Origin of the sequence: Streptomyces endocoffeicus, from assembly GCF_016741935.1 — a bacterium.
Classification (GTDB): domain Bacteria; phylum Actinomycetota; class Actinomycetes; order Streptomycetales; family Streptomycetaceae; genus Streptomyces; species Streptomyces endocoffeicus.
Genome location: NZ_JAERRG010000004.1, coordinates 73,137 through 98,030 on the forward strand (window position 1 = coordinate 73,137; position 24,894 = coordinate 98,030).

Below are 24,894 nucleotides of genomic sequence, written 5' to 3' on the forward strand. Positions count from 1 at the left end.
CAAATAATTTGCACGTACCAGTCAGTTCACGGTGATGTACGACGACGAGGGGCGGGTGCGTAAATGTATGGATGAGCCACGCACCGCGCACCAAGCCGGTACGTACCGGTTCAGTAGGCCCTCGCGACGTCAGTTCGGGCGACGTCAGTAGGCTCTCGCGACGAACGCGACGTTACCGGGGGCGTCGTCGGCGTCCGGCACCGCCCCGTCCTCGGTGACCAGACAGCGCACGGACACGGACCGCTCGGCGAGCGCCGCCTCGCCCTCCGGCCCCAGGTCCGCCCACCGGATGCGGGCCCAGCCGCCCGCGGCCGCGGCCTCGGCGGCCTCCCCCAAGGTCGTCACGTCCGTGGTGCGCGCCTTACGGCGCTCACGGGCCTGTCGCAGCAGCAGCGCCTGGTCCTCCTCCAGGACCTTGGGCAGCAGCTCCGGCAGCAGCTCGGCGCGCACCGGCTCCTTGCCGCCGGGGATCCGCCTGACCACCATCGCGGTGCCGCCCTCCAGGTCGCGCGGGCCGACCTCGACCCGGACCGGCACGCCCTTGAGCTCCCAGTCGACCGCGCGTCGGCCGAAGGGGGTGTCCGTACGGTCGTCGACGTGGACCCGCACGCCCGCCGCGGTGAGCAGCTCGCCGATCTCGCGGACCTTGGCGAGCACCGCGTCATCGCCCTTGATCGCCAGCACCACGACCTGGATCGGGGCCAGCCTCGGCGGGATCCGCAGACCGTTGTCGTCACCGTGCATCATCACCAGCGCGCCGACCATCCGGGTCGTGCTGCCCCAGGAGGTCTGCCAGACCAGTTCCTGCTCGCCGTCCTTGGACAGATAGCTGGTGTGGAAGGCCCGGGCGAAGTTCTGGCCGAGCTCATGGCTGGTGCCCAGCTGGAGCGCCTTGCCGTCACCCATCATCCCTTCGAGGGTGAGGGTGTTGAGGGCGCCGGCGAACCGCTCCCGGGCGGTCTTGCGGCCCAGGACCACGTCCATCGCCAGGACGTCTTCCATGAACCGGGCGTAGACCTCGCGGTGGATCCGGGCGGCGAAGGCCCGGGCGTCCTCGTACGACGCGTGCGCGGTGTGGCCCTCCTGCCACAGGAACTCGGTCGTCCGCAGGAACAGCCGCGGCCGCAGCTCCCAGCGCACCACATTGGCCCACTGGTTGATCAGCAGCGGCAGATCGCGGTAGCTCTGCACCCACTTGGAGAAGTACTCGTTGACGATCGTCTCGGAGGTGGGCCGGACGACGACCGGCTCCTCGAGCTCCTTACCGCCGCCATGGGTGACGACCGCGAGCTCCGGCGCGAACCCCTCGACGTGATCGGCCTCCTTGGCCAGATACGACTGCGGGATGAAGAGCGGGAAGTACGCGTTCTGGACGCCGACCGCCTTGATGCGAGCGTCCATGTCCTGCTGCATCCGCTCCCACAGCCCGTACCCGTACGGTCGGATCACCATCGTGCCGCGCACCGGCCCGTTGTCGGCCAGTTCGGCCTTGTTGATCACGTCCTGGTACCAGCGGGGGAAGTCCTCCGCCTGGGGGGTGAGCACGGGAGCCTTAGCCATGGCGCCGATCGTACGGCCCGGGGGTACCGAACCGTGAATCGGAATAAAACGAGCCGATCACTGCCGGCCACCGCCCGCGCCACGCCCGCGCCACCCCTGCGGCCGTCCGGTGGCCCGGCGGAGGTCAGGGGGGCGGTTCGGGGAGCGAGGCGTACGCACAGGTGTGCGGGGGCGCACAAAGGGGGCACGCAAGCACGGCCGTGAAACCTCTGGACGCGGGGACGGATGCGGAGTTCCCTGGCATTTGGGGGTGGGACGTCACAACGCACAACGGGGGAAACGCACAACGGGGGATGTGACACCGAATCTGACGACGGCACTGCTCTTCGCTGATTGGGGCCCTTTCGATGACATCTACGCTCGTACGGCGGCACCGCCCGCGCCCCGCCTCGTCGTGGACGACGGACGCGCACGCCCGCACCCGCGACTGGGCGGAGATCCAGGAGCGGATGCTGGTCCCGCTGTACGAGGCCGTGTACGAACGGCTGGACGTCGGCGCCGGAACGCGTCTGCTGGGCCTGGGCTGCGGCTCCGGGCTCGCCCTCCTCATCGCGGCCGCGCGCGGCGCCGCGGTCTGCGGGGTGGACACGGACGAGCGGCGCCTGGACCTCGCGCGGGATCGGCTGACCGCCGCGGGCACGCCGGGCGACCGGGCGCGGCCCGCCCGGCTGGGTCTCGGCGGCCCGGAGAGCCCCTGCGTGCGGGAGGCCGCGGCGGACGCGGCGTTCACGGTGGTGACCGCCTTCGAGCCGCTGTCCGCCCTGGGCGCGGGAAGCCCCGGTGCGACGGTGTCCGCCGCCGCGTCCACGCTCGCGGCCGCCGCGGCCCGCACAGAGCGCGGCGGGGCCGTGGTGCTCGCCGGATGGGGTCCGCCGGAGCGCTGCGCCACCTCCGGGGTGCTGCGGGTGGGCGCCCGGCTCGCCGACCCCATGTGTTCCCCCGCGCGCTGGCGGCTCTGCGGCCGGGACGACCTGGAGGAGCTGGCCGCGCGGGCGGGTCTGCGGCCGGACGGCTCTGGCCGGGTGGCCTGCCCGTTCGGGTACGCCGACATGGACAGCGCGGTGCGCGGGCTGCTGTCGACGGGGCTGTTCGACGCGGCGGAGCGGGCCACGGATCCGACCCAGGTCCGTAAGGAGATCACCGAGGCGCTGCACCCGCATCAGCGGGCGGACGGCACAGTGTGGATGCCGAACGTCTTCCGCTATCTGATCTGCCGCGTCTGAACCGGGCCATCGCGTAAGGCCCCTGACGCGGTGTGCGCAGGGGCCTTACGGTTCGCTCGTACGGGGGCGGCTCGGGAGCCGGGGCGGCTCGGGAGCCGGGGCGGCTCAGCCCATGAACTTCTTGAACTCGTCGGGGAGTTCGAAGTCCTGACCGCCCTGGTCGCCGTTGGGCAGCCCGAACGCGCCGCCCTGCTCGCGGCGTGCCGCGGCGGCCTGCTCGTCGGCCTTGCGCTTCATGGGGTTGCCCGAGCGCTGCTTGCCCTTGGCCTTCTTCTGCTGCTTGCCCTTGCGCTTGTTGGCGCCGCCCATGCCTGGCATGCCCGGCATCCCGGGCATCCCCGGCATGCCGCCCTGGGCCATCTTCGACATCATCTTGCGTGCGTCGAAGAACCGCTCCACCAGGTTCTTGACCGCGCTCACCTCGACGCCGGAACCGCGCGCGATACGGGCGCGGCGCGAGCCGTTGATGATCGTCGGGTCCTGGCGCTCGCCAGGGGTCATCGACTTGATGATGGCCGCGGTGCGGTCCACATCCCGCTCGTCCAGGTTGTTGATCTGGTCCTTCATCTGGCCCATGCCCGGCAGCATGCCGAGCAGCTTGGAGATGGAGCCCATCTTGCGGACCTGCTCCATCTGCGCCAGGAAGTCGTCGAGCGTGAACTCCTTGGGGCCCTTCGCCAGCTTGGCCGCCATCTTCTCGGCCTCTTGCTGGCTGAAGGTCTGCTCGGCCTTCTCGATCAGGCTGAGCATGTCGCCCATGCCGAGGATGCGGGACGCCATACGGTCCGGGTGGAACGCGTCGAAGTCGTCCAGCTTCTCGCCGTTGGAGGCGAACATGATCTGGCGGCCGGTGACATGCGCGATGGACAGCGCGGCACCGCCGCGCGCGTCGCCGTCCAGCTTGGAGAGCACCACACCGTCGAAGCCGACGCCGTCGCGGAACGCCTCCGCGGTGTTCACCGCGTCCTGGCCGATCATCGCGTCGACGACGAAGAGGACCTCGTCCGGGCGGACCGCGTCGCGGATGTCGGCCGCCTGCCGCATCAGCTCCTCGTCGATGCCGAGGCGGCCCGCGGTGTCGACGATCACGACGTCGTGCTGCTTGGTACGGGCGAACTCGATCGAGTCCTGCGCCACCTTCACCGGGTCGCCGACGCCGTTGCCCGGCTCGGGGGCGAAGACGGCCACACCGGCCCGCTCCGCGACCACCGAGAGCTGGTTGACCGCGTTGGGGCGCTGGAGGTCACAGGCGACGAGCAGCGGGGTGTGGCCCTGACCGTTCAGCCAGCGGCCGAGCTTTCCGGCGAGCGTGGTCTTACCGGCGCCCTGCAGACCCGCGAGCATGATCACGGTCGGCGGCTGCTTGGCGAAGCGGAGGCGCCGGGCCTCGCCGCCGAGGATGCCGACGAGCTCCTCATTGACGATCTTGATGACCTGCTGGGCGGGGTTGAGCGCCTGGGAGACCTCCGCGCCGAGGCTGCGCTCCTTGATCTGCTTGATGAACGCCCGGACGACGGGCAGCGCCACGTCGGCTTCGAGCAGGGCGATCCGGATCTCGCGTGCCGTGGCGTCGATGTCCGCCTCGCTGAGGCGTCCCTTGCCCCGGAGGTTCTTGAAAGTCGCTGCGAGGCGATCGGAGAGGGTATCGAACACGGTGGTCGCGAATCCTTCGGTCGGATGTCGGGTCGGTGGTCGGCCTCCAAGGGTATCCGCCCATTGCGCGAACGGTCTGCCCCCGGGTTTGCGGCGCGATCCTGGTTCCGGGGGCTCCGCCCCCGTTCCCCCGCCGGGGCTCCGCCCCGGACCCCGCTCCTCAAACGCCGGAGGGGCTGAGATGCTCCCCGAACACCGGAGGGGCTGGGATGCCGCTCCTCACACCCCGGAGGAGCTCAATCATGCCCTCAAGCGCCGGGTGGGCTGGTCAGCGCGCGCTCGACTTGCTGGGCCACCTCGGCCGCGTGCATGGGTTTCAGGGGGGCGCCGGAGTCGTCTGTGACATAGAACGCGTCCACCGCGTTGGCGCCGAGGGTGGAGACGTGGGCGCTGCGGACCGCGACGCCGGCGTGTTCCAGGGCGCGGCCGATGCGGTGCAGCAGGCCGGGGGCGTCCTGGGCGCGGACCTCGATCACGGTGGCGAGCTGGGAGCTGCCGGGGGCGACTGTGACCCGGGGTGGTGGGGCGTGCACCCCGCGGCGGCGGGGGTACTTGCGGTAGGCGGCCTCGCGCTCGGCCAGGCGGGCGACGATGTCGAGCGAGCCGTCCAGGGCGCGGAGCAGGTCGTTCCGGAGCCGGGCGGCCTGGGGCAGCGAGCCGTACTCGGCCGCCACCCGCCAGCTCAGCAGCAGCACCCCGCCCGCCGCGCCCGCCGCGTCCAGCTCGGACGGCAGTTCGACGGCGCGCAGGTCCGCCGCGCGCACCGTAAGGCGGTGCAGGGCCAGGACGCCGGCCGCCGTGGCGAGGACGCCGGGCTGGTCGGGGACGGCGATGAGGAGTTCCACGCCGATCGGCTCGGGGCCGGTAGGCCCCTCCTCCGGCGGCCCTTCGGTGACGTCCGTAAGGAGGCCCGTTTCGCCGGGCGGCAGCGCCTCGGAGCGTGCGTGCAGGGCCAGCACCGGGCCGCCGGTGCGCCATGCCTCGACCGCGAGGCGTTCCTGTTCGGCCGTGGTGTGCTGCGGGGTGGACAGGTCGTCCGCCGGTTCGCCCGCGAGCACCGCCGAGACCCGTTTGACCAGGTCGGCGACGAGGGAGCCGCGCCAGGCGCTCCAGGCCGCGGGGCCGGTGGCGAGGGCGTCGGCCTCGGTGAGGGCGTGCAGCAGTTCCAGGGTGGTGGCGCTGCCGACGGCCTCGGCGACCGAGCGCACCGTGGCCGGGTCGTCCAGGTCGCGGCGGGTGGCGGTCTCGACGAGCAGCAGATGGTGGCGTACGAGGGTGGCGAGGACCGCGACGTCCGCGCGGTCGAAGCCGATGCGGGCGGCGACATCGCGGGCGATGGTCTCCCCGGCCACCGAGTGGTCGCCGGGCCAGCCCTTGCCGATGTCGTGCAGCAGCGCGGCGACCAGCAGCAGATCGGGGCGGCCGACCCGGCGGCTGAGGGCGCTGGCCCGGACCGCGGTCTCGACCAGGTGCCGGTCCACGGTCCAGCGGTGGACGGGGTTGCGCTGCGGTCGGCAGCGCACCCGCTCCCAGTCCGGCAGCAGCCGGGTGATCAGCCCCTCGGCCTCGAGGGCCTCCCACACTCCGACGGTGGACTCGCCCGCGCCCAGCAGTGTGATCAGCTGCTCCCTGGCCTCGGGCGGCCACGGCACGGGCAGCGGCCGGGCGGCGGCGGTCAGCCGCCGTACGGCGTGCAGGGACAGCGGCAGTCCGGCCTGGGCGGCGGCCGCGGCGGCCCGCAGGGGGAGCACGGGGTCGCGGTCGGGGCGCGCGGCGCGGGCCAGCACCACCTCGCCGTCCTGCTCCACCACGCCCTCGGCGAGCGGACTGCGCTCCCCCGCGTCCGCGCCGCTTCCGGCGCTTCCACGCCCGCCGCGGCCGCCCAGGAGGGCACGCAACCGCGGCCGGGCGGCCGAGCGGGCGCGCAGCACCCGTTCGACCTCGCGCCAGGTGACATCGGAGGCGTAGGAGATGATCCGGGCGGATTCGTAGATCTGGCGCAGCAGGGCGTCGGCGTCCAGCAGCCCGAGGGCGCCCGCGACCTGGTCCTGCTCCTGGAGGGCGAGGCGCTCGGTGGCGCGGCCGGTCGACAGGTGGAGCGCGTCACGGGCGTCCAGCAGCCGCCGCCGCGCGTCGTCGAGGCCCTCGCGGGGGGCGTCGGCGAGCCAGGAGGCGGCGATGGCGCGCAGCGCGGTGGCGTCGCGGAGCCCGCCGCGGGCCTCCTTCAGATCGGGTTCGAGGAGGAACTGCAGCTCTCCGTGGCGTTCGGCGCGCTCCTGGCACAGCGCGTGGAGCTCGGGCAGCCGCCGCGGGGCCTGGGCGCGCCAGTCGCCGAGGACGGTGGTGCGCAGATCGGCGGTGAGCGCGGCGTCACCCGCGATGTGGCGGGCGTCGAGCAGGCCGAGCTGGACCTTCAGATCCTCGGCGGCGGTCCCGCGGGCCTCGTCGGGGGTGCGCACGGAGTGGTCGAGGGCGAGGCCCATGTCCCAGACGGGATACCAGATGTGGTCGGCGAGCGCGGCGAGGGCCGAACGGTCCGCGGAGCCGTCGTGCAGCAGCAGTACATCGAGGTCGCTGCGCGGGGAGAGTTCGCCGCGTCCGTAGCCGCCGACGGCCACCAGGGCGACGCCCCGGGCGATCCCGGCGGTCTCCGCACCACCGGTGAGCAGGGCGGCCAGCCACTGGTCGGTGAGTTCGGCCAGGGCGGTGCGGCGCGGTGGCCCGGACCGCGACTCCTCCTGGAGGAGTCGCAGCCGCGCCGCCGCGTAGCCGCCGGGCCCCGAGTCGGTGGTGTGGGTCGTGGTCTCGAGGCTGTCCGTCAACTCGGCTCCCTGTCCGCGTGCCACTGGTGGTCCGGAGGGGTCAGAGGGCGTCCGGGCCGCGCTCCCCGGTGCGGACGCGGACCGCGGTCTCGACGGGGACGCTCCAGACCTTGCCGTCCCCGATCTTTCCGGTGCGGGCGGCCTTGACCACGACGTCGACGAGGTCGTCGGCGTCCTCGTCCTCGACCAGCACCTCTATGCGCACCTTGGGCACCAGGTCGACGGTGTACTCCGCGCCCCGGTAGACCTCGGTGTGGCCGCGCTGACGGCCGTAGCCGCTGGCCTCGGTGACGGTCAGACCCTGGACGCCGAACGCCTGCAGCGCTTCCTTGATCTCGTCGAGCCGGTGCGGCTTCACTACTGCGGTGATGAGCTTCACGCGTCCACCTTCTTGTTGTGCGGCTTCTGCGGCGCGGACGCGCCGGCCTGGCCCGCGGCGGGCACCGTACTACGGGGGGACCCGCCGACCGCGCTGAAGTCGTAGGCGGTCTCGGCGTGGAACGCCTGGTCGACGCCGCCGAGCTCGTCGTCCTCACTGGCCCGGAAGCCGATGGTGACGTGGATGAGCTTGGCCAGGATCCAGGAGACGGCGAAGGAGTAGAACAGCACCGTGAAGGCGCCGAGGGCCTGCTTGCCCAACTGGGTCATGCCGCCGACGCCGTCGGTGGCGAGGACGCCGACCAGGAGGGTGCCGATGAGACCGCCGATCAGGTGCACTCCGACCACGTCGAGCGAGTCGTCGTAGCCCAGCTTGTACTTGAGGCTGACGGCCCAGGAGCAGACGACACCGGCCACCAGGCCGATCACGATGGCGCCCCAGGCGTTGACCGCCGCGCCGGAGGGGGTGATGGCGACCAGGCCCGCGACCGCGCCGGAGGCGGCGCCCAGGGTGGTGAACGCGCCGTGCCGGATGCGCTCGTAGGCGAGCCAGCCGAGCATGGCGACGCCGGTGGCGATCTGGGTGTTGAAGGCCATGTTGGCGGCGGTCCCGTTGGCGGCGAGGGCGGAACCGGCGTTGAAGCCGAACCAGCCGAACCACAGCAGACCGGAGCCGAGCATCACCAGCGGCAGGTTGTGCGGGCGCATCGGGTCCTTCTTGAAGCCGATGCGCTTGCCGAGCACCAGGGCCACGGCGAGGCCCGCGGCGCCCGCGTTGATGTGCACCGCCGTGCCGCCCGCGAAGTCGATGACCTCCCTCTTGAACAGCCAGCCGTCGGCCTGCCAGACCCAGTGCGCGACCGGGAAGTAGACGACCGTGGACCACAGGGTGATGAAGAGCGTCCAGGCGCCGAACTTGACGCGGTCGGCGACGGCTCCGCTGATCAGCGCGGGGGTGATCACCGCGAACATCAGCTGGAAGAGCGCGAAGGCCAGGACCGGGATCGCGTCCGGCTTCTCGCCCCACAGCGAGGTCGGCTCGATGCCCTTGAAGCCGATGTGGTCGAGATTGCCCAGCAGCCCGCCGCCGACGTCATCGCCGAAGGTGAGCGAGTAGCCGAACAGCACCCACAGCAGCGAGACGACGCCGAGCGAGATGAAGGACATCATCAGCATGTTCAGGGCGCTCTTCACCCGCACCATGCCGCCGTAGAAGAAGGACAGGCCGGGGGTCATCAGCATCACGAGCGCGGCGCTGATCAAGACGAACGCTGTATTTGCGCCATTCAATGTGGACGTCTCCTCGAAGCGACGGCCCGTGCGGGCAGGACATCGGTGGGCCGGTATGCGCCTCGAGGTTGGCGCAGCGCCGTTTCAGCCGATGCCGCCCGATGTTTCACCGCAGTGACGAAGGACGCGGGAGTGTTACGTGGCGGTGAACCGCGGTGGGCGGGCCGGAGCCGTCCGTTACGGTGTCGCGATCATCGCCGGGGCCGCTCAGACGGCCTGGCCGGGACCCGTCGTCTCGGGGTTGTCGGGCATCAGGGTGGCCAGCCGCTCACTGAGATCGGTGACCTCCGGCACGTCGCCGAACTGGCGCAGCGCCGTGTCCACGGTCTTGCGCAGCCGGTTGTTGACCCGCTCCGAGCGCACCCGCTTGGCGAGCGGCAGCGCCTCGCGGGTGACCGCGGCGGCCTGCTCGGGCTCCTTCTGGAGGAGGTGGACGGTGGCCATGCCGATCAGGTTGAGCGCATACGAACGCTGGGGGCCGGACTGGTTCTCGGTCTCCTGGCCGAAGAGCTGCACGGCCTTGCGCATCACCGGGTCGGCCATCTTGGCGTAGGTGGGGCTGCGACCGGCCACATAGGCGAGATCGCGGTAGGAGTGGGCGTTCTCCGCGTTGAGCTCCGCCTCGGAGAAGAAGCGGATCCAGTCCGGGTCGCCGTCGCCCCCGGCGGATTCGGCGAAGGTGTCCTCGGCCATCTTCACGGCCCGGTGGCACTTGCTGGGCTGGCCCATATTGGCGTAGGCGCGGGCCTCCATCGCATACAGCATGGCCTGGGTGCGCGGCGTGGCGTTCTCCCGGCTGCCGTACTGCGCGAGGTGGATCAGCTCCAGCGCGTCGTCGGGCCGCCCGACGTGGATCATCTGGCGGCTCATGCTGGAGAGGACATACGAACCGAGGGGGCGGTCGCCGGACTCCTTGGCGGCGTGGAGGGCGAGCACGAAGTACTTCTGCGCGGTGGGCTGGAGCCCGATGTCGTAGCTCATCCACCCGGCCAGCTGGGCGAGCTCGCCCGCGACCTTGAACAGCCGCCGGGAGACCGCGTCCGGATGCGGCTCCTGGAGCAGGTCGGTGACCTCGTGCAACTGGCCGACCACCGCCTTGCGGCGCAGCCCGCCCCCGCACTGGGCGTCCCAGGCGCGGAACATCACGATGGTGGACTCCAGCAGCTCCAGCTCGGGCACGGAGAGCCGGGAGACCCGGCGCGCGCGACCGCCGTCGGCCGCCCGGGCGCCGCCGGGCTGTCCGCCCGTCGAGGGCACCAGCCAGCGCTGCATGGGCTCGATGAGGGCGGGGCCCGCGGACAGCGAGAGCGAGGTGCCGAGGAAGCCGCGGCGGGCCAGCATCAGATCGCTGCGGGAGAACTCACCGATCAGCGCGACGGTTTCGGGCCCGGCCCAGGGAAGGTCCACCCCGGACACGGACGGTGACCGGTGGACGGCACGCAGCCCGAGGTCCTCGATGCCGACCACACAGCCGAAGCGCTCGGAGAACAGCTCGGAGAGGATCTGCGGAATCGGCTCGCGGGGCTGCTCGCCGTCCAGCCAGCGGCGCACCCGCGAGGTGTCCGTGCTGATGTGGTGGGCACCTAACTGCCGCGCTCTGCGGTTGACTTGGCGCGCCAGCTCCCCCTTCGACCAGCCGCTGCGCACGAACCACGACCCCAATTGCGCATTGGGGCGCTTCCCAGCACCGCCGCCGCCGTCGCCCACCCGGAACGCCCCCATCCCACGAATCTTCCCGAACCGCCACCAGAATGCCTTCTGTCACGGTCAGTTGTCCCCGGGATGCGGCGCATCAACCGTCCGGACGGGGAACCGCCTCATGCCAGTGGCATGTACCGATCCGTACTCCGCCCGTCGTCAGCTCGCATTCGAGCGAGCGCCATTTCCAGGGACTGTGCACTGAAAGTAATCCTACGATCACGCCTCCGGCGAGGCGGTTCCCGAAAACGCCACCATTCGCCACCCCTTCGAATGAACCCGGTTGCCGTTTCCCACGATTCACTTGACACCGAGGCGACGGGAACAGGTGAAGGGGTGCACGTGGGGGCGCGCGGGTCGCGTCTCACCACCTCCGTCACATCGGAGCGCACACCGCCGCACCTCATCGGCGACGGAGCGTCATCGTGACGCTCCGGCTCGTAACCATCGAGAGCGGGACCCGTTGGAGGGGGCATGGGCTTCACGATCGGCGGCATCCGGGACATGCGGTCCGGCTCACGGCGCCGCGGCCGTACGTCCGAGTCCACGACGGTGGCGGAGTACACCGGTCTGTGGGGCTGGGACGTGGTGCCGGGCGCGCGGGCGGCACGGGGCTCGGGGGGCGGCAGAAACGAATGTTCATGCGGTGACCGGGGCTGTCCCTCCCCCGGGGCGCATCCGCTCGCCTTCGCCCCCGGCGTCCCGGCGGGCGCCACGCTGGACGCCGCCGCGGCCGCGTGGGAGCGGGTCCCCGGGGCGGCCGTACTGCTGCCCGCGGGCCGCTCGTTCGACGTCCTGGAGGTCTCGGAGTACGCGGGCGGACACGCGCTGGTCCGGCTGGAGCGGATGGGCCTGCCCCTCGGCCCGGTGGCCGCCACCCCGCACGGGCGCGCCCAGTTCTTCGTCGCCCCCGGCGCCGCCGCCGAACTCCCCGAGCTGCTGTACCGCATGGGGTGGGACGACGCCGGTCTCGATCTGCGCTGCCTGGGCGCGGGCGACCACATCACCGCCCCGCCCTCGGACCTCGGCGGCCTCGGACCGGTCCGCTGGCTGCGCCCGCCGACCCTCGACACCGCGGGCCGCCCGCCGCACGCCCGGCTGGTCCTGGGGACCCTGGCCTATTTGAGTCATCGGGCCGGGGGCTGAAGGCGGCTCGCCCCTCGCGTGCACTCGCCCCTCGCGTGCGAACGCCGGACGGGCCGGGAGTTCACCCCCGGCCCGTCCGGCGCGATACGGGTAATCCCCCCATCACCGGCCTCAGCCGCCGATCAGCGCGTCGACGAACGCCTCCGGCTCGAACGGCGCGAGATCGTCCGCGCCCTCGCCCAGGCCCACCAGCTTGACCGGAACGTTCAGCTCACGCTGGACCGCCACCACGATGCCGCCCTTGGCGGTGCCGTCCAGCTTGGTCAGCACGATGCCGGTGATGTCCACCACCTCCGCGAACACCCGCGCCTGCACCAAGCCGTTCTGCCCGGTCGTGGCGTCCAGGACCAGCAGCACCTCGTCCACCGCGCCGTGCTTCTCCACGACCCGCTTGACCTTGCCCAGCTCGTCCATCAGACCGGTCTTGGTGTGCAGCCGCCCGGCGGTGTCGATCAGGACGACATCCGCGCTCTCGGCGATGCCCTCCTTCACCGCGTCGAAGGCGACCGACGCCGGATCGCCGGCCTCCGGGCCCCGGACCGTACGGGCACCGACCCGCTCGCCCCAGGTCTGCAGCTGATCGGCGGCGGCCGCGCGGAAGGTGTCGGCCGCGCCGAGCACCACCGACTTGCCGTCGGCCACGAGCACCCGGGCCAGCTTGCCGGTCGTGGTCGTCTTACCGGTGCCATTGACGCCGACGACCATGACGACGCCCGGCTTCTCCCCACCGTTCGCGCCCACACCGCTCTCGGTGTGCACCGAACGGTCGGCGTCGGTGCCGATGAGGTGCAGCAGCTCCTCGCGCAGCAGACCGCGCAGCTCGTCGGGCGTACGGGTGCCGAGCACCTTCACACGCTCCCGCAACCGCTCGACCAGCTCCTGCGTCGGCGCCACACCGACGTCCGCGGTCAGCAGCGTGTCCTCGACCTCCTCCCAGGTCTCGTCGTCGAGGTGCTCCCGGGACAGCAGCGTCAGCAGCCCCTTGCCCAGAGTGTTCTGGGAGCGGGACAGCCGGGCGCGCAGCCGGACCAGTCGGCCGGCCGAAGGCTCCGGCACCTCGATCGGCGGGACCTCGGGCGCGGGCGCCTCCGCCGTCGCGGCCTGGGCCTCGGCGCCCGGAAGATCCACCTCCTCGATGGTTCTGCGTGGTTCCTCACGCGGGGTTTCGGCCTCCTCGCCGACGTGCGGCTCGGCGGGCGGCGCGGTGACGGTGGGGCTGCTCGGCGGGGGCGGGGGCAGCCGCTTCTTCTTGCGGCCGCTGATCACGAGCCCGCTGATCGCGGCGACCGCGACCACAGCGATGACTACGGCAAGGATGAGGTATTCCATAACGCCCCCCAGTATCAGCCACGAGGGGGAGCGAGTCATTCGCCTCCCAGCCCGGCCTGCCGGGCGCGCACAATCGCCTGGGCACGGTCCCGCACCTGAAGCTTGGCGAAGATCGATCCGACGTGATTGCGCACCGTCTTGTCCGTCACCACCAGCCGCTGGGCGATCTGGCGATAGCCGAGCCCGGCCGCGAGCAGATCCAGCACCTCCAGCTCCCGGGCGGTCAGCGTCGGGAACGCCTCCTTCGCGGACGCCGAGCCCGAGGCGCCGACCAGCACCCCGAGCCGCTCGGCCATCCGCGGGCTGAAGACCGCGCCGCCGCGCGCCACGGTGTGCAGGGCCCGCAGGATCTCGTCCCGGCCCGCGCCCTTGAGGAGATAGCCACGGGCCCCGGCGCGCAGGGCGGCCAGCAGACTGTCGTCGTCCTCCGACATCGTCATGACCAGCACCCGGATCTCGGGGTGATCGCACAGGATCCGCCGGGTCGCCTCCAGCCCGGACCGGCCCGGCAGCGCGAGATCCATCATCACCAGATCCGGGCCGGTGCGCACGGCCTCGGCCATCGCCCCGTCCGCGCAGGCCGCCTGGCCGACGACGGTGAACGCGTCATCGAGATTGACAGCGGCGGCCAGACCCTCCCGGAAGAGGGGGTGATCGTCCACCAGCAACACCCTCCACTGAGCCACAGTCCCTCCTTAGCCTTACGGCGCCCGGCTCATCGATCTACTGGTCTTGAGCAGGGCCCGGCAGGCCTCGTGGCCCGTGGGCTTCCGGTGCTCCTCCGGGTTGCCGTGTTCGCCCGGGCCCGCGAGGGGCAGTACCGCGTGGACCACCGTGCCGGTCGCCGATCCGGTCACCGAGCAGGAGCCGCCGATCTCCTCGGCCCGTTCGGTGACCGAGGCGAGGCCGACGCCGGGCACCGCGGTCTCGCGCAGGCCGCTGCCGTCGTCGGTGACCTTGACCTCGAGGGTGTCCGGGCCCGCGGTCAGCTCGACGCTCACCTGGCGTGCCCGGGCGTGCCGTACGGCGTTGGTCAGCGACTCCGCCGCGATCCGGTACGCGGCCGTCTCCACGCCGGGCGACAGCGGGGGCAGCGCGGCGGGGAGGCTGGCCACGCCGACCCGCAGGCCGTCCACGCCCAGCCGGTGCGCCAGATCGCGGACCGCACCGGCCAGCCCGCGCTCTGCCAGCGCGGCCGGGGCCAGGCCCGCGGTGATCCGCCGCACCTCGACCAGGGCCTCGGCGAGCGTCTCGGCGGCCTCGCACAGCTGCGGGGTGGCGGGGTGGCCGGGCGGGCAGGAGGTCTGGGCGATGTCCAGACGCAGCCTTACGGCGGCCAGTTGGGGGCCGAGTCCGTCGTGGATCTCCCGGCGCAGCCGGCGGCGCTCCTGTTCGCGGGCGAGCACCAAGCGCTCGCGGGCGGCCTGGGCCTCCTCGGCCAGGCGCAGCGCGGCGAGCGCGGGGGCGGCCTGGTCGGCGAGGAGGGAGAGCAGTCCGCTGTCGCGTTCGGCCGGGGTGCCGGAGCCGTCGCGGGAGACCTCCAACCGGCCGACGGTGCGGCCGTGGTGACGCAGCAGGAACGTCTGGACCGCGCCGGTCAGCGGGGCCCCCGCGGAGGCCAGCCGCCGGGGCCCGGCGCGGGTGTCGACGCTGACGGCGGCGCCCGAGACGCCGAGGTCCTCCACGGCGCTGCGGCAGATCTGCTGGGGCACCTCGCCGGGGTGCGGGGCCTGTTGGAGCCGTACGGCGAGGGCGCTCACGGCCTCGTGCGGGCGGGCCCGGGGCCCGTAGAAGGCGCGCTCGACGCAGAGGGTGAGCTTGCGGGCGCTGGGCCGCAGCCCCCAGCCCAGCACCAGGGCGCAGCCGGCGGTGATGGTGGTGGCCCCGCTGCGTACGGAGGGGAGCCCGGCCTGGACGGCGACGACCGCGCACACCACCACGGCGGCCAGCGAGGTGAGCACGAAGGCGCGGGCGAGGCGGTGGCTGGTGGAGCGGTCCAGCCGCCATATGCCGGTGCGGGCGACGCCAAGGCAGATCGCGGCGGCCCATACGGCGCTGCCGACCGTACGGGCCACGATCGTGGGCACGCCCTCGCCCCACTGGGACAGCAGGAGCGAGACGCAGGCGGGGTAGGCGGCGGCCAGCAGCGCCCAGTCGCGCCGCTCGGCGCCGCGCGAGAGGGCGGCGCGGCAGCACAGGGCGGCGGTCACGGCCGCGGCGACGCTGCGCAGCACCCAGGGTTCGGCCTCGGCGTAGGCGTCGAGGTGGTCGAAGGCCCACTGGCCGCTCGCGGTGGAGAACGCCGGGTTGGCCACGGAGCCCACCCGGGGCTCGCTGATCAGCCACAGCCCCGCGTACCCCAGCCAGTAGCCGGACGCGCCCAGGCTGATCACCCACCACTGCCACCGCCGGCGCCCGCCCCGGGGGAACAGCCACAGCGGCAGCAGCAGTACGGTCAGCGGGCGGCAGGCCATCTTGGCGGCGGCGAGCAGCAGGGACAGCACGGCGCCCGTGGTGCCCAGGTCGGCCAGGCCCAGCAGTCCGGCGGCGGCCGAGGGCAGCAGCCACAGGCCGCCGGCCACCAGCAGGACGCCGCCGTAGCGCCGGGCCGAGCGCTCGGCGAGCAGCAGCACGCCGACGCCCAGCACCGGGACGCCCACGGCGACCCTGGTCAGCACGGTGGCGCCCCGGGGGTCGGGGTAGGCGAGCGCGAGCCACTCGTCGTTGACCCGCAGCAGCCCGGCCACCCATCCGGCCAGGACCACCACGATCAGCGCCGATACCCCGCCCGCGGCGCACACGGCACGGTCCTTCGGCAGTGCGGCCTGTCGCATCTCAACCGGCGGCCGGCCCGGTGGTCCGGGCACTCGCGGCGCCGGAGCCGCCGCCTCTGGCCCACAGCGTGACGTAGTTGTCGTTGCGGCCGGGGCGGCACTTGTACTCGGCCCACTTGTGCCGTTCGACACCGGCCTTGCCCGCGCGCTTGCAGGCCGCGGTGGTGTCGTAGTGCCCCGCCTCCCACCAGTCGGTGTCGGCGGACGTGACGGCATGGGAGGAGGCGGTGGCGGGGGAGGAGGCCGCGGTCCACATGACGGCCCCGGCGCTCAGGCCGAGGGCGATCGCCGTGCGGATTCGGGTAGGGCGCATGGTCGTTCTCCTTGTGTCTCGCCCGAGCACTACCCGCCACCGCGGCCGTGAAGTGCGCGGATGCCCCGGCCCACCCGAACCGGTGACCTCCTAGCACCCCCGTTTCCATCGGCGGCACCGGTCTCCGGTGCTCACCCCACGAGCAGTAGTACGGCCACCGCGATCGTCTCCGCCTCTCCGTAAGGCAGTCCGAAGCGCATCAGGGCGAGCATGATGGGCCGCGCCGCCCAGACCTCCAGCGTGTCGAGGAAGTTCGCGAGCCGGTGGGCGTAGCGGCGCACCATGGCGGTCTCGCGGGGGCTGAGCCGGCTGAGCAGCCTGGCCAGCAGCGCGCCCCCGTGGCGGAGGGCGGTCACCAGCAGCCGCTGCCGGATGAGCCGCGCCGCCTCGGGGCCGGGGCCGGTGCGGGTGGTACCGCCGGAGAAGAGCAGAGCCTTGGCGGTTTCCAGGGGCCCGGGGTCGCCGGCGGTCTGCCGGACCCGGGTGATGAGATCGTCGATGTCGGCCGCGGTGATGAGCGATTCCCCCGTGCTGATCGTCACGCGCCCCTCCTCAGTTGGTGTGTGCGGGCTGTGGCCCATGGGGCGGGCCGACCCTCACCATCGGCCGCCCCGCGTCCCAGGCACATGAGTCATCCGCCCCGGCCGTGCCCGTGCGGTGGGCCGAACGGGCCATGACGGTGGTTATTTGACGGTCCGTCAGCTACGGTCCGGCTGCCGCGTCCCATGACGAAGTCCCATGACGAAGGAGGGCATCCGCATGCCCGTCACGGTCGTACGCCTCAACCTCGTCGATCCCGACGCGACCCCGCGCGGCCTGTCCGAGCGGTACCGCGCCGCGCTGGAGATGGCGGCCTTCGCCGATGAGCGGGGTGTCTCCACCCTCCAGACCGAGGAGCACCACGGGTCCCCCGACAACTGGCTGCCCGCCCCGCTGGCCTTCGCGGGCACGCTGCTGGGCGCCACCCGCCGGATCACCGTCACCGTATCGGCGCTGATCGCGCCGCTGTACGACCCGCTGCGGCTCGCCGAGGACCTCGCCGTGCTGGATCTGGCCAGTGGCGGGCGGCTGATCACGGTGGCGGGGATCGGCTACCGGCCGGAGGAGTACGCGGCCCTGGGCACGGACTGGAAACGGCGCGGCGCGCTGCAGGACGAGGCGCTGGAGACGCTGCTCGCGGCCTGGACGGGCGAACCCTTCGAGCACCGGGGCCGCACCGTCCGGATCACCCCGCGCCCGTACACCCGGCCGCATCCGCCGCTGCTGATCGGCGGCAGTTCCCAGGCGGCGGCCCGCCGCGCGGCCCGCCTCGGCCTGCCGTTCTTCCCGAGCGCGCATCTGCCGGAACTGGAGGCGTACTACCACGCGCGACGGGAGGAGTACGGCACCGAGGGCTGGTGTCTGATGCCCCCGGCGGCCACCCCGCTGCTGCATCTGTCCGAGGACCCGGACCGGGCCTGGGAGGAGTACGGCACCCATCTGCTGTACGAGGCGCGCAGGTATGCCTCCTGGCAGCAGGGCACGGTGCGCTCGGCGGTGCGTTCACGGGCCGAGGACGTGGCGGCGCTGCGCCGTGAGGGCGTCTACCGCATCGTCACGCCGGAGGAGTGCGTGGCACTGGCGGAGGAGGGCGGCGAGATGGCGAGTCTGGTGCTCCATCCGCTGTGCGGCGGGATGCCGGTCGAGGAGGGCTGGCGGTCCCTGCGGCTGTTGGCGGAACGAGTGCTGCCCCGCCTCAAGGACTGAGGCGGGGCAGTTCTCCTTGTGCGAGGAGTGGGCGGCGGGGGGGATTCAGCCCATCTCCTCCAACGCCTTGCCCTTGGTCTCCGGCACCCACTTGAGGATGAACGGGATCGAGAGCAGGGCGAAGGCCGTGTACATGATGTACGTACCCGACAGGTTCCAGTCCGACAGGCTCGGGAAGCTGGCGGTGATGGCCCAGTTGGCGATCCACTGGGCGGAGGCGGCGACACCGAGGGCGGCGGCGCGGATCTTGTTCGGGAACATCTCGCCGAGCAGGACCCAGACCACCACACCCCACGAGAGGGCGAAGAAGAGCACGAAGGAGTGGGCCGCGATCAGCGCCAGGACACCCTCCGCGTGCGGCAGCTTGCCGTCCACCAGGTGCGCCGAGAAGGCCCAGGCCACCAGGGACAGGGAGACGGCCATGCCCACGGAGCCGATGAGCGCGAGCGGCTTGCGGCCGACCCGGTCGACGAAGATCATCGCGATCACGGTGCCGAGGATGTTGATGATCGACGTGGTGAAGGAGTAGAAGAACGAGCTGCTCGGGTCGACGCCGACGGACTGCCACAGCGTCGAGGAGTAGTAGAACGCCACGTTGATGCCGACGAGCTGCTGGAAGACCGAGAGCCCGACGCCGATCCAGACGATGGGCAGCAGACCGAACCGGCCGCCGAGGAGGTCCTTGAAGGTCGACTTCTCCTCACCGCGCATGGCCCGGTCGATCTCGGCGACCCGCACATCGAGGTCCACGGTCTTGCCCTCGACCTCCGCCAGGACCTGCTTGGCCTGGGCGGTGCGGCCGACGGAGATCAGGAAGCGGGGCGACTCGGGGATGGCGAAGGACAGCAGCCCGTAGAGGACGGCGGGGACGACCATGACGCCGAGCATCCACTGCCATGCCTCCAGGCCGGCGATCTGCCCGCGCTGGTCGCCGTCGGCCATGTTGAGGATGCCCCAGTTGACGAGCTGGGAGATGGCGATGCCGACGACGATCGCGGCCTGCTGGAAGGAGGCGAGCCGGCCGCGGTAGGCGGGCGGGGCGACCTCGGCGATGTAGGCCGGGCCGATCACCGAGGCCATGCCGATGCCGACGCCGCCGAGCACCCGCCAGAAGGCCAGGTCCCACAGCGAGAAGGGCAGCGCCGAGCCGACCGCGCTGATCGTGAAGAGGGCGGCGGCGATCTGCATGACACGGATCCGGCCGATCCGGTCGGCTATCCGGCCCGCGGTGGCGGCGCCGATGGCCGAGCCGATCAGGGCGATGGCCACGACCTGGGCGAGGGCCGCGGAGCCGATGTCGTACTTGCCGCGGATGGCTTCGACCGCTCCGTTGATCACCGAGCTGTCGTAGCCGAAGAGAAAGCCGCCCATCGCGGCGGCTGCGGTGATGAAGATGACATGGCCGAGGTGGTCCGGCTGGGCCTTGCGGCCCTCGGCTCCCTCTGCCTGCACGGTGGTGGACAACGTGAACTCCTGACGCCCGCCCGGCAACGGCGCCGGACGTGGGGGGACGGCTGACCCTTCCAGCGGAGGCTCCTGAGGCGTCGACCACCACTTGAAGGTAAAAGCAACGTTGCAGAGACTATTCCTTCAAGTTTCGAAGTCAATAGGGTGTGACGAAGAAATCGCTCCAGCACGCCGCCACGCGGGAGCAAGTCTTGACTTCAAGTATTGAATCGGTCACCGCAAGCGCTGGCTGATGACCTTCGAGACGCCGTCACCCTGCATGGAGACGCCGTACAGCGCGTCGGCGACCTCCATCGTCCGCTTCTGGTGGGTGATCACGATCAGCTGGGAAGCCTCCTGGAGCTCCTGCATGATCCGGATCAGCCGCTGCAGATTGGTGTCGTCGAGCGCCGCCTCGACCTCGTCCATCACATAGAACGGGCTCGGCCGCGCCTTGAAGATCGACACCAGCAGGGCCACGGCGGTCAGCGAGCGCTCACCGCCCGAGAGCAGCGACAGCCGCTTGACCTTCTTGCCCGGCGGCCGGGCCTCCACGTCCACGCCCGTGGTCAGCATGTTCTCGGGGTCGGTCAGCACCAGCCGCCCCTCCCCGCCCGGGAACAGCCGCGAGAAGACGCCCTCGAACTCGCGCGCGGTGTCCCGGTACGCCTCCGTGAAGACCTGCTCGACCCGCTCATCGACCTCCTTGACCACCTGGAGGAGATCCGCCCGGGTCTTCTTGAGGTCCTCCAACTGCTCGCTCAGGAACTGATGCCGCTCCTCCAGCGCCGCGAACTCCTCGAGCGCCAGCGGATTGACCTTGCCGAGCTGCTGGTACGCGCGCTCCGCGGCCTTCAGCCGCTTCTCCTGCTGCGCTCTGACGTACCGCACCGGCTGGTTGCGCGGATGCTCCGGATCCTCCGGCAGCACCTCGCCCTCGGCGGGCGGGGACGGCGGGACGAGCTGGTCGGGGCCGTATTCGGCGATCAGCCCGGCCGGTTCGACGCCCAGCTCCTCCAGCGCCTTGGTCTCCAGCTGCTCGATCCGCATCCGCTTCTCGGCGCCCAGCACCTCGCCGCGGTGCACCGAGTCGGTCAGCTTGTCCAGCTCGCTCTTGAGATCACGCCCCTGGCCGCGGGCGGCGTCCAGCTCCCGCTCGCGCTCGGCCTTGGCGCGCTCCGCCGCGTCCCGCTCCTGCCCGGCCCGTACCAGCGACACCTCGACATGCGCCAGCAACTGGCGGGCGCCGGACGCCACGGCCGAGGCCACCTCGGCCTCATGGCGCAGCCGGGCGCGCCGTTCCTCGGCGCGCGCCCGGGCCTCGCGCTCGGCGCGCGCGCCCCGGTCGAGCGCGTCGGCCCGCCCCGCGAGCCCCTTGACGCGCTCCTCATGCGTACGGACCTGGAGCCGCGCCTCCATCTCGGTCTGCCGGGCGTTGGCGCCGTCGGCCGCCAGCCGGTCGCGTACGGAGGTGTCGGGCTCCTCCTCGCCCGGCTCCTCCTCCGCCACGGCCAGCCGCTCGGCGAGCTCCTCGGCCTCCCCGGTCGCCCGCTCCAACGCCTCCTCGGCCCTGGCGACCGCCGCGGTGCTCCGCTCGGCCTCCCCGGCCGCCCCGCGCGCCTGCCCGGCCAACCGGCCCAGCGACTGCGCGACCCGCGACTTCTCCCGGTCCGCCGCGCTCCGGCGGCCCGCGAGCTCCTCCACGAGCGCCAGGCACTCGGCCCGCCGCTCCTGCGCCGCGCGCTGCGCCCCGGCCAGCTGCTCGCACCGTACGGCGAGCCGCTCGAGCTCCGCCGCGGCCTCGTCGACGGACGCCTGCACCTCCAGCAGCGTGGGCGCCCCGGCGGACCCGCCCTGTGCGAAGTGCGCCCCGAGCAGATCGCCCTCGGCGGTCACGGCCGTCAACTCCGGCCGCCGCGTGAGGAGTTCCTCGGCCTCCTCCAGGCTCTCGACCACCACCATCCCGTCGAGCAACCGCCTTACGGCGGGCAGCAGCGCGACCGGCCCGGCCACCAGATCCGCCACCCGCGGCAACACTTCGACGGCCGCCTTACCGCTCCGCTCGTCCCCGGGCGCTGTCCCTGGTACGGCCGCCTCTCCCCCGGCGGGCTGCGGCACCCGCGCGGAGACGCCCGACATGGACGACCCAGCAGCGGCAACGACCGCGGCACCGGGCGCCGAAGCGCTTGGGGCGCCGTCGGACGCCGTACGAACATCACTGCCCTCGTCCCCGGACGCCTCCGGCCGCGTACCGGGCACCACGGGCCGGTCGGCGCCGGGCCCTGCGGACGCGCTCGCGGCACCCGTATCGCCCCGGCGCGCGGCGTCCGTATCGTCCCGGCGCGCGGAGTCGGCACCCGGCACCCGCGTGCCCGGCACGGCGGCAGCGCTGTCAGCCGTCTCGGTGGAGTCGCCCACCCAGCCGTCCGGCGCGGCAGCCGGTGAACCGGGCACGGCCGTGGGGTCATCCCGGCGCCCGGGATCGGCACCCGGCACCCGCGTGCCGGGCACGGCGGCGGCGCCGCCCGCCACGTCGGGAGACACCCCCGCACCATCGGCGGCTGCCTGCGGCGCGCCCGGACCGCCGGGCTCCGGCGCGCCACCCGGCCAAGAGCCCTCATCGGAGCCGGAGGACCCGGTCACCGGACCGTCCGGGGACCGCGTGCCCGGCACGGCGGCGGCGCCGTCAGCCGTCTCGGGGGAGCCCTCCGGCGTGGGCGCGGCAGCCGGGAAACCGGCCCCGGCCGTGGGCGTTTCGGCGTCCGCGTCCGGCGCCGCGCCCGGCTCGAACGGGGGAACGAAGGCGCCGGACGCCGCCGGGGTGGCCGCCGATCGCGGCACGGCCCCCTGGCCCGGCCCGCTCGGCGCGGCCCCCTCGGCGCGCGTGCCCGGCACGTGGGCGCCGCCCGGCGCGGGCGCGCCGGAGCTGCCTGGGTCCGAGGCGGCGGACGGGGACTCCGCCAGGGCGGTGGACGAGGGCTCCGCGAGGACGGCCGACGAGGGCTCCGCGAGGTTGGCCGACGAGGGCTCCTCCCCATCCGCGTCCGGCGTCGTCAGCAGCAGGGCGGCGCGGCCGGCGTCGTCGGCGCGCAGGAGGCGGATCGCCTCGGCTGCCGCGTGGGGGCCGCTGACGGCGATCGCGTCGGCGGCGGCGCCCAGGGCCGTGGCGACCGGGACCTCGAAGCCCGGGGTCACGGTGAGGAGTTCGGCGGCGGGGCCCAGGAGTCCGCCGAGGCGGTCGGCGGCGGCCATAAGGGCGCCCGTACCGTCCTTACGGCGCAAGCCGAGGGCGAGGGCGTCATGCCGGGCGGAGGTCGCGGCGCGCTCGCGTTCGGCGGCCGTCGCCGCCTCGCGGGCCGCGCTCAGCGCGGCCTCCGCCTCGGCGAGCTCGCGCTTCGCGGCCTCGTGGCGCTCCGCCAATTCCGCGTCATCCGCGTCGAGTCCGTCGACCTCCGCCTTGAGCTGCTCGTACTCCTCCTGTGCGGCGACCGCTCGGGTCTGTGCCTCGTCGCGGGACGCGGCCAGCCGCTCGATCTCGGCGCGGGCCGAACCGGCCCGGCCGCGGGCGGCGTTCACCTGGCCCTGGAGCCGGGCGAGCCCTTCGCGGCGGTCGGCGATGGCGCGGGCCACGTCCTTGAGCCGGCGCTCCTCCTCGGCCAGGCTCCGCTCGAGCTCGGCCCGGTGCTCCACGGTGTCGTCCAGCGCCCGGCTCGCCGCCTCCAGGGCGGCCTCCAGCTCGGCCTCCTGCTCCCGGATGCGGGCCGCCTCGCGCTCCATGTCCTCGGGGTCGCGGCCGCGCCGCTCCTCTCCGGGGGCGGAGGTGGCGCTCTTGACCCGGGCGTCCGCCAGGCTGATCGTGCCGCGCACCCGCTCGGCGAGCTGCGAGAGCTCGTACCAGGTCTGCTGGGCGTCCCGGAGCCGGGGCGCGAGCCGCCGCACCTGCTCCTCCAGCGCCGCCTCGCGCTGCTGCGCGGTGCGCAGCTCGGTCTCGGCGGCCTCCTTGCGCCGCTTGAGCTCGGCCTCGTCGGCGACCTCGGCGCGCAGCGCCTCGCGCAGGATCACCAGGTCGTCGGCGAGCAGCCGCAGCCGGGCGTCGCGCAGATCGGCCTGGATGACGGCGGCCCGCCGGGCCACCGCGGCCTGCCGGCCGAGCGGCTTGAGCTGGCGGCGCAGCTCGTCGGTGAGGTCCTGGACGCGGGCGAGGTTGGCCTGCATCGCGTCCAGCTTCCGCAGCGCCTTCTCCTTGCGCTTGCGGTGCTTGAGGACGCCCGCGGCCTCCTCGATGAAGGCGCGGCGGCCGGTCGGGTCGGCGTGCAGCACCCCGTCGAGCTGGCCCTGCCCGACGATGACGTGCATCTCACGGCCGATGCCGGAGTCGGAGAGCAGTTCCTGGATGTCCAGCAGTCGGCAGGTGTCCCCGTTGAGCTGGTATTCGCTGCCGCCGTTGCGGAACATGATGCGCGTGATGGTGACTTCGGCGTAGTCGATGGGCAGCGCGCCATCGGCGTTGTCGATGGTGAGCGAGACCTCGGCGCGGCCGAGCGGGGGACGGCCGGTGGTCCCGGCGAAGATGACGTCCTCCATCTTGCCGCCGCGCAGGGATTTGGCACCCTGTTCGCCCATGACCCAGGAAAGGGCGTCCACGACATTGGACTTGCCCGAGCCATTGGGGCCGACGACGCAGGTGATGCCCGGTTCGAACCGGAGCGTCGTGGCGGAGGCGAAGGATTTGAACCCTCGCAGGGTCAGGCTCTTGAGATGCACGCCTTTGGACTCTACCCGCCGCACTTCCTCCGGCACCGTCCCGTGACGGTGGCGCGGCGCACCCGTCCCGGCTATTTCTCCGTTTCAGCAATGATCGGTTTCACCGCTGGAAGAGAGGGGCACATCAGTCGGTAAGGGTGGCTCGGAAGCACACTGGGGATACGACGAAGGGACGCCGAAGCGTCCCTTGAAGATTCTCAAGCGGCTGACGATGCAGCCCGACCGGCCCTGGGGCTGGGTCAGGCGAGCGCAGGCTCCGCCTGGGATACGTCGAAGCTTTCGAGCAGCGAGTCGCCGTGACGAGCGGCGGCGGACAGCGCGTCGTTCTCGGCCTGAATCCGGACGATCTCGGATTCAAGGTCCTGGACGCGCTGCTGAAGCCGTCGCATCTCGGCGAGGACTCGGGGGTCGGAACCGCCGACGTAACCGAGAAGCGCCTTTGCCATGATGGATGGTCCTCCACACTGAGTGACCGACCGAAGCGGTGTGGGTCGTGAGGGAATTTGCACCCGCGCTGCCTGCCGAATTACTACCGTGCTGCGCGGCAAACAGTTAAGGTGCGCGGGGCTTCCAGCGTCTCACCAATTGGTTTGAGGGTCAACACGATCACACGCCGACGGGCCCGCAGGGGCCGAGAGCACACTGGCGGCGGACGCTCCCGCCCCTCTCCAGATGACCCATCGCGGTCGGGG

At 72.7% G+C, this 24,894-nt stretch carries 17 protein-coding genes; 3 read left to right on the forward strand and 14 right to left on the reverse strand.

The features are described from left to right. Positions 1-144: 144 nt before the first annotated feature. The gene (proS, locus tag JK364_RS12905) at positions 145-1,560 is read right to left on the reverse strand and encodes a proline--tRNA ligase (RefSeq protein WP_201850858.1); all 1,416 of its coding nucleotides are present in this window, start codon (positions 1,558-1,560) and stop codon (positions 145-147) included. Positions 1,561-1,907: 347 nt separating this feature from the next. On the opposite strand from proS, the gene JK364_RS12910 reads away from it, so the two are divergent. Then, positions 1,908-2,783, forward strand: a complete 876-nt coding sequence (locus tag JK364_RS12910) for a methyltransferase domain-containing protein (RefSeq protein WP_201850859.1) — start codon at positions 1,908-1,910, stop codon at positions 2,781-2,783. Positions 2,784-2,888: 105 nt separating this feature from the next. On the opposite strand, the gene ffh is transcribed toward JK364_RS12910, so the two are convergent. The 5 genes from ffh to nsdA all read right to left on the reverse strand — a co-directional run bounded on the left by ffh (position 2,889) and on the right by nsdA (position 10,648). Further along, complete coding sequence (gene ffh / locus JK364_RS12915) at positions 2,889-4,436, reverse strand: signal recognition particle protein (RefSeq protein WP_201850860.1); 1,548 nt, start codon at positions 4,434-4,436, stop codon at positions 2,889-2,891. A gap of 248 nt (positions 4,437-4,684) precedes the next feature. Beyond that, the gene (locus tag JK364_RS12920) at positions 4,685-7,258 is read right to left on the reverse strand and encodes a [protein-PII] uridylyltransferase (RefSeq protein ID WP_201850861.1); all 2,574 of its coding nucleotides are present in this window, start codon (positions 7,256-7,258) and stop codon (positions 4,685-4,687) included. 40 nt (positions 7,259-7,298) lie between these two features. Then, a complete protein-coding gene (locus JK364_RS12925) occupies positions 7,299-7,637 on the reverse strand; it encodes a P-II family nitrogen regulator (protein WP_014055184.1) in 339 nt (112 codons plus the stop codon). Beyond that, entirely contained in the window at positions 7,634-8,926 is a 1,293-nt protein-coding gene (locus tag JK364_RS12930) for an ammonium transporter (protein ID WP_201850862.1), read from the reverse strand. Before JK364_RS12930 ends, JK364_RS12925 begins: the two co-directional genes overlap by 4 nt. A gap of 207 nt (positions 8,927-9,133) precedes the next feature. Then, the gene (nsdA, locus tag JK364_RS12935) at positions 9,134-10,648 is read right to left on the reverse strand and encodes a transcriptional repressor NsdA (RefSeq protein WP_201850864.1); all 1,515 of its coding nucleotides are present in this window, start codon (positions 10,646-10,648) and stop codon (positions 9,134-9,136) included. Between the two features lie 450 nt (positions 10,649-11,098). On the opposite strand from nsdA, the gene JK364_RS12940 reads away from it, so the two are divergent. Continuing rightward, entirely contained in the window at positions 11,099-11,770 is a 672-nt protein-coding gene (locus JK364_RS12940) for a bifunctional DNA primase/polymerase (RefSeq protein WP_201850866.1), read from the forward strand. Positions 11,771-11,881: 111 nt separating this feature from the next. Here JK364_RS12940 and ftsY read toward each other — a convergent pair whose 3' ends face one another. The 5 genes from ftsY to JK364_RS12965 form a co-directional block, all read right to left on the reverse strand. Further along, positions 11,882-13,099, reverse strand: a complete 1,218-nt coding sequence (ftsY, locus tag JK364_RS12945) for a signal recognition particle-docking protein FtsY (protein WP_201850868.1) — start codon at positions 13,097-13,099, stop codon at positions 11,882-11,884. A 35-nt stretch (positions 13,100-13,134) separates the two neighbouring features. Then, positions 13,135-13,785: a response regulator gene (locus tag JK364_RS12950; RefSeq protein WP_201850870.1), complete on the reverse strand. Its 651-nt coding sequence runs from the start codon at positions 13,783-13,785 to the stop codon at positions 13,135-13,137. A 15-nt stretch (positions 13,786-13,800) separates the two neighbouring features. After that, a complete protein-coding gene (locus JK364_RS12955; protein WP_230991875.1) occupies positions 13,801-15,933 on the reverse strand; it encodes a sensor histidine kinase in 2,133 nt (710 codons plus the stop codon). Position 15,934: 1 nt separating this feature from the next. Then, positions 15,935-16,246, reverse strand: coding sequence for a hypothetical protein (locus JK364_RS12960; protein WP_201850872.1), 312 nt, complete (start codon positions 16,244-16,246; stop codon positions 15,935-15,937). 131 nt (positions 16,247-16,377) lie between these two features. Beyond that, complete coding sequence (locus JK364_RS12965) at positions 16,378-16,788, reverse strand: YqxI family protein (protein ID WP_201850875.1); 411 nt, start codon at positions 16,786-16,788, stop codon at positions 16,378-16,380. Between the two features lie 217 nt (positions 16,789-17,005). Between JK364_RS12965 and JK364_RS12970 the strand changes: the two genes are divergently transcribed. Beyond that, positions 17,006-17,992 (forward strand): LLM class flavin-dependent oxidoreductase, encoded by a 987-nt coding sequence (locus tag JK364_RS12970; RefSeq protein ID WP_201850877.1) that lies wholly within the window; start codon positions 17,006-17,008, stop codon positions 17,990-17,992. 45 nt (positions 17,993-18,037) lie between these two features. On the opposite strand, the gene JK364_RS12975 is transcribed toward JK364_RS12970, so the two are convergent. From JK364_RS12975 to JK364_RS12985, 3 genes are all read right to left on the reverse strand, one after another. Then, a complete protein-coding gene (locus JK364_RS12975) occupies positions 18,038-19,456 on the reverse strand; it encodes a sugar porter family MFS transporter (RefSeq protein ID WP_201850885.1) in 1,419 nt (472 codons plus the stop codon). Between the two features lie 216 nt (positions 19,457-19,672). Continuing rightward, positions 19,673-24,202: an AAA family ATPase gene (locus JK364_RS12980; RefSeq protein ID WP_201850887.1), complete on the reverse strand. Its 4,530-nt coding sequence runs from the start codon at positions 24,200-24,202 to the stop codon at positions 19,673-19,675. A 239-nt stretch (positions 24,203-24,441) separates the two neighbouring features. Next, positions 24,442-24,648, reverse strand: coding sequence for a hypothetical protein (locus tag JK364_RS12985; RefSeq protein WP_020868169.1), 207 nt, complete (start codon positions 24,646-24,648; stop codon positions 24,442-24,444). Positions 24,649-24,894 lie beyond the last annotated feature (246 nt).

What these genes read in the sequence shown, in the direction of transcription:
- proS (WP_201850858.1), bottom strand. Translation starts at nt 1,560, where the DNA reads ATGGCTAAGGCTCCCGTGCTCACCCCCCAGGCGGAGGACTTCCCCCGC.
- JK364_RS12910 (WP_201850859.1), top strand. Translation starts at nt 1,908, where the DNA reads ATGACATCTACGCTCGTACGGCGGCACCGCCCGCGCCCCGCCTCGTCG.
- nsdA (WP_201850864.1), bottom strand. Translation starts at nt 10,648, where the DNA reads ATGGGGGCGTTCCGGGTGGGCGACGGCGGCGGCGGTGCTGGGAAGCGC.
- JK364_RS12940 (WP_201850866.1), top strand. Translation starts at nt 11,099, where the DNA reads ATGGGCTTCACGATCGGCGGCATCCGGGACATGCGGTCCGGCTCACGG.
- ftsY (WP_201850868.1), bottom strand. Translation starts at nt 13,099, where the DNA reads ATGGAATACCTCATCCTTGCCGTAGTCATCGCTGTGGTCGCGGTCGCC.
- JK364_RS12955 (WP_230991875.1), bottom strand. Translation starts at nt 15,933, where the DNA reads ATGCGACAGGCCGCACTGCCGAAGGACCGTGCCGTGTGCGCCGCGGGC.
- JK364_RS12960 (WP_201850872.1), bottom strand. Translation starts at nt 16,246, where the DNA reads ATGCGCCCTACCCGAATCCGCACGGCGATCGCCCTCGGCCTGAGCGCC.
- JK364_RS12970 (WP_201850877.1), top strand. Translation starts at nt 17,006, where the DNA reads ATGCCCGTCACGGTCGTACGCCTCAACCTCGTCGATCCCGACGCGACC.
- JK364_RS12985 (WP_020868169.1), bottom strand. Translation starts at nt 24,648, where the DNA reads ATGGCAAAGGCGCTTCTCGGTTACGTCGGCGGTTCCGACCCCCGAGTC.